We start from the raw sequence: 13,948 nt of genomic DNA, 5'->3' as shown, positions 1-13,948 counted from the left end.
CGGAAGGAGCTTCGAAGTCTGCTTGCGTGTCGCTATCCGTGATGGTCGCCATGACTGCCTTGGCTCCGAAAGGAAGAGTGGCAAGGGCACCGTACACCGCTTCACCAGACGCGTGAGGAGGAGAGTTGGTCGGTGTTTGTCGCCCAAAAACAGGCAGGATGGCTGGACACGCCAGAGGAGGCGTTGAGGCTGGCTAATCCCATCCCCGAGATGGTATCGACATTGACATTCAATTTCAACATCGTTCCCTGGCAGCGCAGGCAAAATCGGGCGATGGGCCGAGCACCTTCCTCCCCTAGCAGCCCCTAAAGGCGATGTCCCATCCTCAAGCGACTCGTCGGTGCCTGAGGTGAAGAACAGAAAAGGAACAGCTCAAGACGCCGTCAGGGATTGGTCGCCTCTTCCGGTTCCGGAGCGCCGAACTCGCCGGCCAGTTCGGATGCGACCTTCTTGACCGCCTCGGGGGAGCCGGCCCCATCCATCCTGCGGACGCCTGCCTTGAGCTTCTTCGCCTTCTCCGGATCGGTCTCCGCGAGTTTGTCGGCGAGCGAGGAAAGGCCCTGCAGCGCACTGCCCGCTTCGCCCGACTCGGCGATGTTCAACAGATACTTGCGAATCTCTTGATCGCTCTCGGGCACGACCGCTTGCGCGGATTTCGGCGCCGACGACGAGCCCGAACCTCCACAGCCGGGCACGAGAAGAACTCCAAGGCCCAGGCAAGCCGAGGCACCAAACGCCGTGAATCGGTTTCTCATTCGTTCCCTCGAAGACCGAAGATGGTGAGCCGAGACCCAACTCACGCTGTCCTACATGGGGGAGTCAGGCAATAGCCTGACCTACAAGACTTGCAGCCATGGTGACTTCGGCACGGACTCAGTACTGGCTGATCGCGCCCATGTTCTGCCACGTGTCCAGATCGATCGAATCGTTGACGAAGTTGATGCTGCCGTCGGCCATCAGGACGTTGACGCCGCCGGAGTGCCGACTACGGGCCGAGAAGATTCCCCGATTGTCATTCCACCAACAACCACTGCACGCGATCCCATCGGGATAGGCTGGGTTGGGCGTGTCCATCGTGTTGAAGACCGAGATTCCGGGAAGTCCATTGATCCAAACGCTGCGACTGTAGCTAAAGTCGGTCGAGGCACTGGCCCCGCTAAGCGCCGCTTGGCCGTAGGCGTCGAGTTGGGCTCGCGTCCAGAACGTCTCCGGGTTCGATCCGATCCCGACGTTGCGAATCACGTCGGCTTGGAGATCGGGATTACCCGTCTGGCCATCCCCGACAATCGACTCTGACGCGGCGATCGACTTCGAGAGCCCGTCGGTGATGTCGGCCATGCGAACGACTCGGGTTCCGGCCCCCGTCGAAAGCCACGGCACGTTGAACATGCCGATCTGACCGGCGGAACTGACATTCCAGTAGAGCGACGGGCCGGCGCTGAAGACGACGTTCGTCCCAGGGCCGTTGCCGGCGAACGGTCGATCGGAAGGACAGAGATAGGTCGCGATCTTGGTCATGCGGGCGGGCCCGTTGGTGCCGCCGGTCCCAAGAACACCCTGGCTCGCCACCGAGAGCATGCTCTGCGTGAAGTCGATCTGTTCCCAAACGTTGGTCGCGTCGACATAGGGCAAGATCAAGGCGCCGGGCCCAACGCCGACATAGCGGGCGGCGCCGACACTCGAAGCCGGGGGAGAGGACATGTTGTTGATTTGGCCGGGCGGGAAGACACCGTGAGCGTCGACGTACGCGTGCAGGGCGATGCCGACCTGCTTCATGTTGTTGGAGCACTGGCCACGGCGGGCCGCTTCGCGGGCCTGCTGGACCGCCGGCAAGAGCAACGCCACCAGGACTCCGATAATCGCGATCACCACCAGCAGTTCGACCAGCGTGAACGCTCGACGCGAGGTCTTCATTGTTCCCCCCCTTTAGAAAGACTCGACGATCATTCCCCTGATCATCGAGAATTCGACCCCCTTGCATGGCCAACGATAGGCGGATGCTCATCACGAAGAATCGTGCGAAGCACCGGTGCCAGTGAGCTCGGCTCGGATCGAATGGTCATGGACGTCGCCAGCGCGGCCCTGGGGCCAGCGAGAGTTTATATCGCGGACCAATGGACGATTCGATGTCACCCTGTGTTGATCGCCTGCGAGGCGTGGTTCCCGTGGGGCTTTATTATCAGTAGTTTGCGAAGTTGGGTCAACGCGCATTGCCCGAGGCGACGATCTTCGAGTCGCTAAGTCTCCTCGCAAGGAGTAGGATGGCCCGAGGGCCGCAGGAATATCGTCAATATCGGAGATCGCCGCGACGGATGGCTCGTGAACAAGCAACGCTAAAACAGATCGCCGAGGCGGTCGGTGTCTCGATGGCGACCGCTTCCCGGGCGCTCAACGGAAAGTGGCGCGACTACCGCATCAGCGAGGAAACCGCCCTGGCGGTGCAGGAAGCGGCCCGCAAGCTGAAGTTCAGCCCCAATCGCGTCGCCCAGAGTCTTCGTAGCCAGCGGACCAACTCGATCGGCGTCCTGGTCCCCGACATCGGCAACCCGTTCTTCGCCGCCATCGCCCGTGAGGTGACCCGGCTCGCGCGGAAGCGGGGCTATGCGGTCCTGCTGGCCGAGAGCCTGGAACAGACGCCGGCCGAGGAGGAGATTCTGCAGCATTTGCTCGCGCGGCGCATTGAGGGCCTGCTGATCTGTCCGGTCGGCGCGTCCTTGGCACACTTGGAGCCATTGGTTCACGGCGACATGCCGGCGGTTCAAGTCGATCGCTGCATCCTCGATCTCGAGCTTACCAGCGTCACCTCCGACCACCGCGAAGGGGCCCGGCACGCGATGGAGACGTTGATCGGTCAGGGCCATACGCAAATCGGCTGCCTGCAAGGGCAACCGGGCACGCTCCCCAATGAGGAGCGTCTCGCCGGTTGCCGCGAGGCGTTTAAGAAGGCCAAGCTCCCGTTCGACGAAGAGTGGATTCTGGGTGAGGACTTCGGCAAGGATTCGGGGCTAAGGGCGGCGTCGCGACTGCTCGGGGAACGCCCCGAGGTCTCGGCGCTCTTCGCGTTTAGTAACCAGATCGCCTTGGGGGCCTTGGAAGCGGCGCGAGTGCTCGGTCGCACGATTCCCGACGACTTGTCACTGATCGCATTCGACGAGAGTCCTTACGCACCCTTTTTGGCGACGCCCTTGTCAACGGTGCGGCAAGATGTCGCGGGCTTGGGGCGAATCGCCGCCGACGCCCTCTTCGATCAAATCGATAGCACCAGCCGGGCCCGTCTCAAGCGGTACCGGGTTCCGACGGAATTGATTGTCCGCGCCTCGATCGGCCCGTGGCGAAAAAGGCGCGAATCGGCGCGAAAGTGAATCATTTGCGAGTCACTTCGTTTGGTTTTCTGTTCGGAACGGGTCGAGTTCTGCGCGAAAACGAGCGAAAAGAGAGCGATGGACGATCGATGGTAAGACGTCGGCGACGTCCGCCGAAGATCGAACAATGATTAATCGGGAGTAACGCTTGACATCCCGATTGTCAGCATTCAGAATAATACGTGGACGAGCTACCCATCTTTATCAAGAGGGACTGTGCTGGTTCAGGTGACTCCCCGATCGGGGAGAGGCGACTCGCGATGAGTCGGCTTACCTGCTGGCACCGCTCTAACGGCCACCCTTAACCATACAAGGATTCGCTCACCGAGATAGCAGCGTGTACCCATCGCGATTGTGGGGTCCGTGACTATGTCGATGACGAGGAAACGTGGTCCACAGGTGACGTAGGGTTCGTCAACGTAGCGGGGATATTCTCGTTCCTACCAGCATGGGTTATCGACCACCCACCCACGACGTCCTCAACGATACCTGTCGTACCACTTAGCTGACATCAGGCTCCGATGGAGATCGGGGACAAGTGTTTCGCCAAGGGGGGGGGCTTCAGTTTCCACGGGTACTCCGATCGCCGTCGGCGTCGCCGGCCGCGCATGGGGCATCCAATGGGGATTGACTCTTCCTGGGGATGGATCAAGGCATGCTCGCCCGCAGCCTCTTCCGCGATCACTTCGTCTTCACCTCTCCAACAGCCAAGGGTTCACACCCCCCAGTGACGAGGTGCTCTGAAGATGGCGATTGTTGCTCGACTGACCTTCGGTACTTGCCTGCTCACCCTCCCCTTCCTCGCCGGATCGCTCCGCGCCGAAGAGACGACTTCCGACGCGAAGATCAGCTATTACGAACAGATCCGACCGATCTTTCAAGAACACTGCCAGGGCTGCCACCAGCCGGCCAAGGCGGGCGGCAAGTACGACATGACCAACTTCGGGCGTCTGCTCAAGGGGGGCGAGAGCGATTCGGCCGCGATCGTCGCCCATAAGCCCAAGGAGAGTTATCTCGTCGATTTGATCACCATCGTCGACGGGAAGGCCGAGATGCCCCGAGGCGAGAAACCACTCGCCCAGACCGACATCGCTCTCATCTCCAAATGGATCAAGCAAGGGGCGATCGACGACACCCCCGAGGGCGCCAAACAGCGCTACGACAAGGATCACCCGCCGATCTATACCCGTCCGCCTGTCATCACCGCGATCGACTTCTCCCCTGACGGCAAACTCTTGGCGGTCGCCGGCTATCACGAGGTCCTGCTTCTCAAAGCCGACGGCTCGGAACTGGTCGGACGGCTCGTCGGCATGGCGGAACGGATCGAGTCGGTCCGCTTCTCTCCCGACGGACAGAAGCTCGCAGTCACTGGCGGCAATCCCGGCCGCATGGGCGAGATCCAAGTCTGGTTCGTGCCCAAACAGAAGCTCGTACTCTCGACGCCGGTCACGTACGACACCGTCTATGGCGGCAGTTGGTCCCCCGACGGCAAGTACATCGCCTTCGGCGGCGCCGACAACTCCGTCCGAGCCATCGACGCGACCACCGGCGAACAAGTCCTCTTCCAAGGGGCTCACAACGACTGGGTCCGTGACACCGTCTTCTCCGCCGATGGTTCTCATCTGGCATCGGTCGGCCGCGACATGACCGCCAAGTTGACCGAAGTCGCCAGCGAACGCTTTGTCGACAACATCACCTCGATCACGCCCGGCGTCCTCAAGGGAGGCATCCTCTCGGTCGCCCGCCATCCTAGTCGCGACGAAATCGTCGTGGGTGGCTCCGACGGCGTGGTCAAGGTCTACCGCATGCACCGGCTGACCAAGCGAGTCATCGGCGACGACGCCAACTTGATCCGCTACATGCCGTCGATGAAGGGCCGTGTCTTCGACGTCGACGTCAGCAAGGACGGCAAGCGCATCGCCGCCGCCAGCAGCCTCGACGGTACCGGCGAAGTGGCGATCTACTCCTACGAGTTCGACACCGCCCTCCCGAAGGACATCAAAACGCTCCACGAAAAGCGAAACCTCAATCCGCAGGAGAAAGAAAAACTCGACAAGCACTTCACCGACGGCGTCAAGGAGATCGCCAACGTGAAGCTCCCCGAGGCGAGTGCCTACGCGGTCGCGTTCCATCCCGATGGTCGGCATCTCGCCGCCACCGGTTCCGACGGCAAGGTGCGCATCATCGAGACCGAGACGGGCAAGATCACCAGCACCTTCTCCCCCGCCCCGGTCAGCGAGTCGTCTCCCACGCCTCCGAAGAACGAGGCCCTCGCCGCGACAACCGCGAAGGCGGAGTCGAGCCAGGACCGCGAACAGCTTCCGCCGGGCACCGAGATCGTCGCCCTTCAGGTGGAGCCGGCCACGATCGAACTCGACGGGCCCTTCGCGTACGTCCAGCTCGTCGCCACCGGCCAACTTCCCTCCGGCGAGATGATCGACGTCACCCGAGTCGCCACCACCAAGCCGTCGGCCGACCTGATCGGCGTCACCTCCTCGGGCTTCGTCTCCTCGAACAAGGATGGACAAGGCTATCTCAACGTCGCGCTCGGCAAGCACTCCGTCAGCGTTCCGGTCCGGGTCAGCAACGTCGCCGCCGGCTACCAAGCCGAATTCGTCCGCGACGTCAATCCCGCCCTCTCGCGCATGGGCTGCAATCAGGGCACCTGTCACGGGGCGGCGAATGGCAAGAACGGCTTCAAGCTCTCTCTTCGCGGCTACGACCCGCTCTTTGACGTCCGCGGCTTCACCGACGACTTGGCGTCGCGCCGGACGAATCTCGCCGATCCCGACAACAGCCTCATGCTCCTCAAGGCGACCGGCAGCGTCCCCCACGTCGGCGGCAAGCTGACCGACCGAAGCCACGACCACTACGCGATCGTTCGCAACTGGATCGCCAACGGGGCCAAGCTCGATCTCGCGACGCCGAAAGTGACCGCGATCGAAGTCTTCCCGACCAAGCCGGTCGTCCAGCGTCCCGACGAGAAGCAGCAAGTGCGGATCGTCGCGACCTACGCCGACGGCACCTCACGCGACGTCACGCGAGAAGCCTTCATCGAAAGCGGCAATAGTGAAGTCGCGACCGCGGCTCCCGGCGGAATGATGACCGCGGTTCGGCGTGGCGAGGCACCGATTCTCGCTCGCTACGAAGGGGCTTACGCCGCCACGACGCTGACGGTGATGGGCGATCGCTCCGAGTTCGCGTGGCAACAGCCGCCGGCCAACAACAAGATCGACGAACTCGTCGCCGCGAAGTGGAATCGGATGAAGATCCGCCCCTCGCAACTCTGCACCGACGCCGAATTCATTCGTCGGGTCACGCTCGACTTGACGGGCATGCCGCCGACGGCCGCCCAAGTCCGCCAATTCATCGACGACAAGCGCGACACCCGCGTCAAACGTGAGGAACTCGTCGACCGGCTCATCGCCAGCGACGACTACGTCCACTTCTGGACCAACAAGTGGGCCGACCTCCTGCAGGTCAATCGCAAGTTCCTGGGCGCCGAGGGAGCGGCGGCTCTTCGAAGCTGGATTCAGGAGCATGTCGCCAACAACACTCCCTACGATCGTTTCGTGAAAGAGATCGTCACCGCCAGCGGCTCGAATCGGGAGAATCCCGCCGCCGCCTACTTCAAGGTTTTGCGCGATCCGCAGGACACGATGGAGAACACGACGCACTTGTTCCTGGCGATTCGCTTCAACTGCAACAAGTGCCACGACCATCCGTTCGAACGCTGGACGCAGGACCAGTACTACGAGACGGCCGCCTACTTCGCCCAGATCGGTCTCAAAACCGACCCGAAGAGCGGCAAACGCCGCATCGGCGGTACCGCGGTCGAAGGCTCCAAGCCCTACTATGAGATCGTCTACGACAAGACCGAAGGGGACATCAAGCACGAGCGGACCGGCACCGTCACCGCTCCCAAGTTCCCCTTCGACTGCGAGCACGGCTGCTCCGAGGGAGCGACCCGACGCGAGCAACTCGCCGCGTGGATGACCTCGCCGACCAATCCCTACTTCGCGACCAGCTACGTCAACCGGCTCTGGGGATATCTCTTCGGCGTCGGCATCATCGAACCGATCGACGACATCCGTGCCGGCAACCCGCCGACCAACCCCGAACTGCTCGACTACCTCACCAAGGAGTTTGTCGACAGCGGCTTCGACACCCGTCACGTCATCAAGAAGATCTGCACCTCGCGGGTCTATCAGCTCTCCGCGAAGACCAACAAGTGGAACGAGGACGACAAGATCAACTTCTCGCACGCGATCGCGCGTCGACTGCCCGCGGAGGTCTTGCTCGACTCGGTCTACCGCGCCACCGGCTCCGCCTCGAAGTTCCCCGGCGTCCCGGTCGGAACCCGCGCCGCCGCCCTGCCCGACTCGGGCATCACCTTGCCGAGCGGCTTCCTCAACAAGTTCGGCCGTCCGCCGCGCGAGAGTTCCTGCGAGTGCGAACGCTCCAACGAAGTTCAGATGGGACCGATCATGGCGCTGGTGAGCGGTCCCACCCTCGCCGATGCGATCGCCGATCCCAACAACGCGATCGCCAAGCTCGTCGCCAACGAGAAGGATGACGAGAAGGTCATCAACCAGCTCTTCCTCCGCATCCTCAATCGGCCCGCCTCGGAGACCGAGGTCAAGGCGTGCCTCGACGCGATGGGACAGATCGGCGGCGATCACGAGACGCTCGTCAAACTTCTCGCCAAACGGGAGAAGGAGTACGCCCCGATCCACAAGAAGAAGGAAGAGGATCGGCTCGTCGCGATCGCCGAGGCGAAAAAGGAACTCGCCGCCCACGAGAAGGCGATCGCCCCCAAGGTCGCGAAGCAGGAGAAGGCCCGCAAGGAGAAGATCGCCAAAACCGAGGAGGACCTGAAGAAGTACGTCGCCGAGTTGCCCAAGAAGCAGCCGACGTGGGAACTCCAGCAGACCGGCTCGACCCCTTGGACCCCGCTCAAGGCCACGAACCTGACCGCCAACAATGGCAACATCAAGCTCGCCCAGGCCGGCGACATGGTCATCGTCCCCAGTGGTGAGCCCAATGCCCAGAACCTGGTATACACCATCGTCGCCAAGACCGATGTCAAGGACATCAACGGCATCCGGCTTGAAGTCTTCCCCGACGAGGCCAACAAGAACAGCGGACCCGGCCGCGCCAAGGACGGGAACTTCGTCCTGACCGAGCTTCAGGTCTCCGCGGCGGCCGCCGCCAAGCCGAAGGAAGCCAAACCGGTCGGCCTCTTCCGCGCCCGCGCCGACTTCAGTCAAGCCAACTACGACGTCGCCAAGGCGATCGACGGCAAGCTGGGACGCAACGACGGTGGCTGGGCGATCAGCCCAAGCTACGGCGTCACCCACTGGGCCACCTTTGAGACGAAGGAGTCGGTCGGCAAAGATGGCGAAACGCTGCTGACGATCACCCTTCGCCACAACTACGGGTCGGGCAATCACCACTTGGGCAAGTTCCGGCTCTCTGTGACGGGAGCGCAACGACCGATTGGCCTCGGCTTGGCGGAGAACCTGCGACAGGTCCTCGCCCTTCCGCCGGAGAAGCGGTCGAAGGAACAGAAGGAGATGCTCTTCAAGTACTACCAGAGCGTCGATCCCGGCTACCGGTCGCGTCTGGTGAACGTCGCGAACGCCAAGAAGCCGGTGCCGACCGATCCGAAGTTGGTCGCGCTACGCAAGAAGCTCGAGGCCGTCAGCCTTCCGGTTCAGACCGATCCGAAGCTGGTCCGGCTTCGTCAAGACGTGAAGATGAGCGAAGCTCAGAACAAGGACAAACGGCTCACCAGCGCCCAGGACCTCGCGTGGGCCCTGATCAACAGCCCGGCGTTCCTGTTCAACCATTGATTGAGCCTCGGAGGTGAGCCAAGGGGAGACCGTTTGATCCTCCCCCTTGTCCAAGGGGGAGATCATGGGGGTCTTCTTCTTTGTGGTTGCTCCCACGCCAAGCAACCCTGGCGGGCTTATCGAGCCAGGGGCGCCAAGCAACCCTGGCGGGCTTATCGAGCCAGGGGCGCCAAGCAACCCTGGCGGGCTTATCGAGCCAGGGGCGCCAAGCAACCCTGGCGGGCTTATCGAGCCAGGGGCGCCAAGCAACCCTGGCGGGCTTGGCTTGAGATAGAGGAGGTCTTCTTCTTCCCTCTCGCCGCCAATGCGGGGAAAGGTGGAGAAAACCGACCCCTGTTTTCCCCCCTCGGACAAGGGGGGACGTAAAGAGTTTGGGGCGAAGCCCCAGCAAGAACGACTAGCAGCAAGCAAGTTCGGAGTCGATCAAGCAAGGAGTTCACTCATGCTCGTGTTGTCAGGAAGTCCGGGCAAGGATCTGTGCGATTCACAGCTTGGGGCCTCGCGTCGTGCGTTTCTCCGCGTCGGCGGCTCCGGCATGTTGGGATTGGGCCTCGGCTCGATGTTCCAACTCAAGGCTCAAGCCAAGGAGACCCGGCACGTCGGCGGACCAGGCTGGAACAAGGCCAAGAGCATCATCATGGTCTACCTTCAGGGCGGACCGAGCCATCTCGATCTCTGGGACCCCAAGCCCGACAACCCCGACAACGTCAAGAGTGTCTTCAAACCGATCGACACCAAGTTGCCCGGCGTTCACTTCACCGAGATCCTTCCCAAGCTGGCTCAAGTGAACGACAAGTTCACCATGATCCGCTCGATGAGCTACACGCCCAACGGCCTGTTTAACCACACCGCCGCGATTTATCAGATGATGACCGGCTACACGACCGACAAGGTCAGCCCCTCGGGCCAGCTCGAGCCGCCGAGCCCCAAGGACTTTCCGAACTTCGGTTCGAACATCATTCGCCTGCGGCCGCTCGATGAGCCGATGCTTCCCTTCGTCATGCTGCCGCGACCGCTGCAAGAGAGCAACGTCGTCGGCAAGGGCGGCACCGCCGGCTTCCTGGGCAAAGCGTTCGATCCCTACACGCTCTACCCGACCGGCGACGACATGGACATGGAGAAGATGAACCGCATCAAGATCGACGATCTTCGGCTCCGGCCGGAGGTCTTCGCGAAACGGCTTCAGCGGCGGGCCAAGCTCCGCGACGCGATTAACTCCGGCATGCCCGCGATCGACAAGGCGGTCGCCGAGCACAAGCTCGATACCTACTACGATCAGGCGCTGAACCTCATCATGTCGGGCCGGGCTCGCGACGCGTTCGACTTGAGCCAGGAGTCCGCCCAGACCCGCGATCGCTACGGACGCAACACCTTCGGCCAAAGCTGTCTACTCGCCCGGCGTTTGGTGGAAGCCGACACCCGCGTCGTCGAGGTGATCTGGCCCAAGGTCGCGAACTCCAACAACCACTCTTGGGATCACCACGTTGGACTGACCGAGCGGATGAAGGATCGCTCGGGACCGATGCTCGACACCGGCCTCTCCGCCCTGATCGCCGACATGGACGAACGGGGTCTCTTGGAAGACACGCTGGTCGTCGCCGTCGGCGAATTCGGCCGCAGTCCCAAGAAGGGCGTCAGCACCTCGGGCAACGGCAACAGCGCCGATGGCCGCGATCACTGGCCTTATTGCTACACCGCGGTCTTCGCCGGCGCCGGTGTCCGTCGCGGACACGTCCACGGCAAGTCCGACAAGACCGGCTCGGCCCCGCTCGAGGATCCGGTCCATCCGGGCGAGCTTCTGGCGAGCATCTACCACGGCTTCGGCATCGACCCCGAAACGATCGTCTACAACCACCTCAACCAGCCGCGCGAGCTGGTCAAAGCCCAAGCGGTCTCCGGCCTCTTCGCGTAAGAGGTTCGTGTGCTCGATCAACGACAACTTCCCACGGCGGCCCCATTCCGGGGTCGCCGTTTGTCGTTGCTTCCGGCCGATGTCTTCTCTTCTCGTTGAATCGCAAGCAGTTCGATAGGTTCCAGAAAACCGCCCCCCTGTAGTCCCCCTTGGACAAGTGGGGACGTAGGAACTACCTACGCCCCTCTGGGGCTTCGTGAATGGACCGACATCATCTTCAGGGGTTGCCACCCCTGGCTATTAAACTCCGCCGCTTCGCGGCTCAGGAAATCGAATGCAGTCGATGTGGCGGACGAGACGCGATTGGATACTCGGCCCGCTTCGCCGCTTCGCGGTTCGGGAAATCGAATGCAGAACTACCTACGCCCCTCTGGGGCTTCGTGAATGGACCGACATCATCTCCAGGGGTTGCCACCCCTGGCTATTAAACTCCGCCGCTTCGCGGCTCAGGAAATCGAATGCAGTCGATGTGGCGGACGAGACGCGAATGGATACTCGGCCCGCTTCGCGGTTTCGGAAATCGAATGCAGTCGATGATCATCTCCAGTCGATGGGAGCCTGCGAGGCGGAATGGATACCACATCCAGCGTTTCTCTCGGACGTTACCGGCGAACAAACCTTGCTCCACCAATCGCGACACGATGTTGAAAGGGTTGACTGACGAGCAATCTGGGCCCCTCTGCGACAACTTGTCATCCTCGGCTCTCACAAGTAGGAGAAGGAGGGGGTCTGGGCTCGTATCATCGTTGATTGGCTCACCCGCCGACCGATACTCGACGACCTTTCACCAGGAAGCCACCCCATGCGTCCGATGCTCGCGACTCTCTTGTTGACCACCATCCTCGCCGCTCCGCCTGCCGCCGCGACGGAGTTCTTCGTCTCCCCGAACGGAAACGACTCCCAACCGGGCACCAAGGAGAAGCCCTTCGCGACCATCGGCCGGGCGAAACAGGCCGTTCGAGATACACTCGGTACATCGACAAACGATCTGCGCGTCGTCCTCCGAGGAGGGACCTATTCCATCGCCGAGCCGCTCCGATTCGCGCCCGAGGACGGCGGCGACGCAAAGCGCTCGGTCAGTTATGAGGCCTTCCCTGGCGAAACCCCGATCATCAGCGGTGGCCGGCGCATCGCCGGCTGGACCGTCAACGAGGACGGGTCTTGGAGCGTGCAACTGCCGGAAGTGGCGTCGGGCAAGTGGACCTTTCGGGAACTCTTCGTCGACCACCAGCGAAGCGAGCGGGCCCGCTATCCCGACACGGGGTACTTGCGGGTCGAAAAGGTCGGCCCCGACAAGCGAACGAGCTTCACCTACAGCTCCGGCGACGTGAAGCCGGTCGCCGATGTCTCGAACGTGGAACTGGTCTTCTTCCACGACTGGTCGATCTCGCGAATCCCGCTAAGTGGCATCGACGAGACGACGCGCACCGTCACGACGGCCCACCCGGTTGGTCCGCTCGCCAAGCACTACCAGATGGACAACTACGAACCGAACCCGCGCTACTACCTCGAGAACGCGATCGACTATCTCGATGCGCCCGGCGAGTGGTTCCTCGATCAAGCGACGGGCGTGCTGACCTATCGCCCCCGCGAGGGCGAGTCGCCCACCGACACCGAGGTCATCGCCCCGGTCGCCGAAGAGCTTCTGCTCGTCCAAGGGACCGACGAGAAGCCGGTGACGAACCTTCACTTCCGCGGACTGAACCTTCGCCACTGCGCCTGGAATCTGCCCGAGGGTGGCTACGCGGCGGGCCAGGCGGGCTACCACGAACGGCGCGGAAAGAAGCCGGCCTCGGGACTTCGCGAGCCGATCCCCGCCGCCGTGCTCTTCGAGGTGACCGACCGTTGTTCGTTCGAGGATGGCCGTATCGAGCAGTTGGGCACGTCAGGGATTCGCTTCGGCTCGCGCTGTCGCGACAACCGCCTAGTCGGCACGGTCCTCTCGAGCGTCGCCGGCAACGGGGTCTTGATTGGCGAGGACAGCACGCGGCGCATTGATCGCAAGACCTGGTGGCGAGTCGCTCCCGAGCAAGCCGCCGCGGGCAACGAGGTAACGAACTGCGTCATCGAGCGCTGCGAGAGGACCTTCTCGGGCGCGGTCGGCATCTGGATCGGGATCGCGCGTGACACCAAGGTGACGCACAACGTCCTGCGCGAACTCCCCTACACCGGGGTGTCGGTCGGCTGGATGTGGAACCCCACGCCGACTCCCTGCGGAGCCAACCGCGTCGCCGACAATCACATCCACGACATCATGCAGGTTCTCTCCGACGGTGGCGGGATCTACACGCTCGGCCTGCAACCCGGAACGACGCTCAGCGGCAATCTCATCCACGGCGTCTCGGTCAACAAGGGGCGCGCCGAGTCCAACGGCATGTTTCTCGACGAGGGGAGCACCGACTTGGTCATTGGCGGCAACGTGATCTACGACATCGCCCGTTCGCCGCTTCGCTTTCACAAGGCGGGCGAGAACCTCGTGAAGGGCAATTTGCTCGTGGTCGGTCCGGACGTCCCGCCGGTGCGTTACAACCGGACACCCGAGGAGAACGTCAAACTCGAGGACAACACCATCGAGAAGAGCGAGGCGTTCAAGCCGGAAGAAGCTCAGCGTTTCGTGCCGAACGCGGGGTTGGAAGAGCCCTATCGGACGAAGTTGCTTGGCGAATAGATTGGCTCCCGTCGGTCAGGCTGTTGACTGACGCGAAGCGCGTTCGGCCTACCCCACGCAGCAGACTCTTGCGTCTCCCCTTGTCCAAGGGGGGATTGAGAGGGTCTCCCTCTCGAGCCAAGTCCCACCCGACGACGATGAGCTCCCCGAC

General features: G+C 62.5%; 6 protein-coding genes. 4 read left to right on the top strand and 2 right to left on the bottom strand.

The annotated features are described in order from the left end of the window. Positions 1-383: 383 nt before the first annotated feature. Positions 384-755, bottom strand: a complete 372-nt coding sequence (locus Pan216_RS11200) for a hypothetical protein (RefSeq protein ID WP_145258078.1) — start codon at positions 753-755, stop codon at positions 384-386. A 118-nt stretch (positions 756-873) separates the two neighbouring features. Further along, positions 874-1,914 carry a DUF1559 family PulG-like putative transporter gene (locus Pan216_RS11195; protein WP_145263861.1) on the bottom strand — a complete coding sequence of 347 codons (1,041 nt, stop codon included), beginning with the start codon at positions 1,912-1,914 and terminating at the stop codon, positions 874-876. Positions 1,915-2,312: 398 nt separating this feature from the next. Between Pan216_RS11195 and Pan216_RS11190 the strand changes: the two genes are divergently transcribed. The 4 genes from Pan216_RS11190 to Pan216_RS11175 all read left to right on the top strand — a co-directional run bounded on the left by Pan216_RS11190 (position 2,313) and on the right by Pan216_RS11175 (position 13,797). Then, entirely contained in the window at positions 2,313-3,362 is a 1,050-nt protein-coding gene (locus Pan216_RS11190) for a LacI family DNA-binding transcriptional regulator (RefSeq protein WP_145258077.1), read from the top strand. 746 nt (positions 3,363-4,108) lie between these two features. Continuing rightward, complete coding sequence (locus Pan216_RS11185; protein ID WP_145258076.1) at positions 4,109-9,217, top strand: DUF1549 domain-containing protein; 5,109 nt, start codon at positions 4,109-4,111, stop codon at positions 9,215-9,217. 442 nt (positions 9,218-9,659) lie between these two features. Beyond that, entirely contained in the window at positions 9,660-11,129 is a 1,470-nt protein-coding gene (locus tag Pan216_RS11180; RefSeq protein WP_145258075.1) for a DUF1501 domain-containing protein, read from the top strand. Between the two features lie 802 nt (positions 11,130-11,931). Beyond that, positions 11,932-13,797: a right-handed parallel beta-helix repeat-containing protein gene (locus Pan216_RS11175; protein ID WP_145258074.1), complete on the top strand. Its 1,866-nt coding sequence runs from the start codon at positions 11,932-11,934 to the stop codon at positions 13,795-13,797. The last annotated feature ends 151 nt before the right edge of the window (positions 13,798-13,948 follow it).

Source organism: Kolteria novifilia (assembly GCA_007748055.1).
In the GTDB taxonomy this organism is placed as follows: domain Bacteria; phylum Planctomycetota; class Planctomycetia; order Kolteriales; family Kolteriaceae; genus Kolteria; species Kolteria novifilia.
This window is presented reverse-complemented; position numbering and strand designations above follow the sequence as displayed.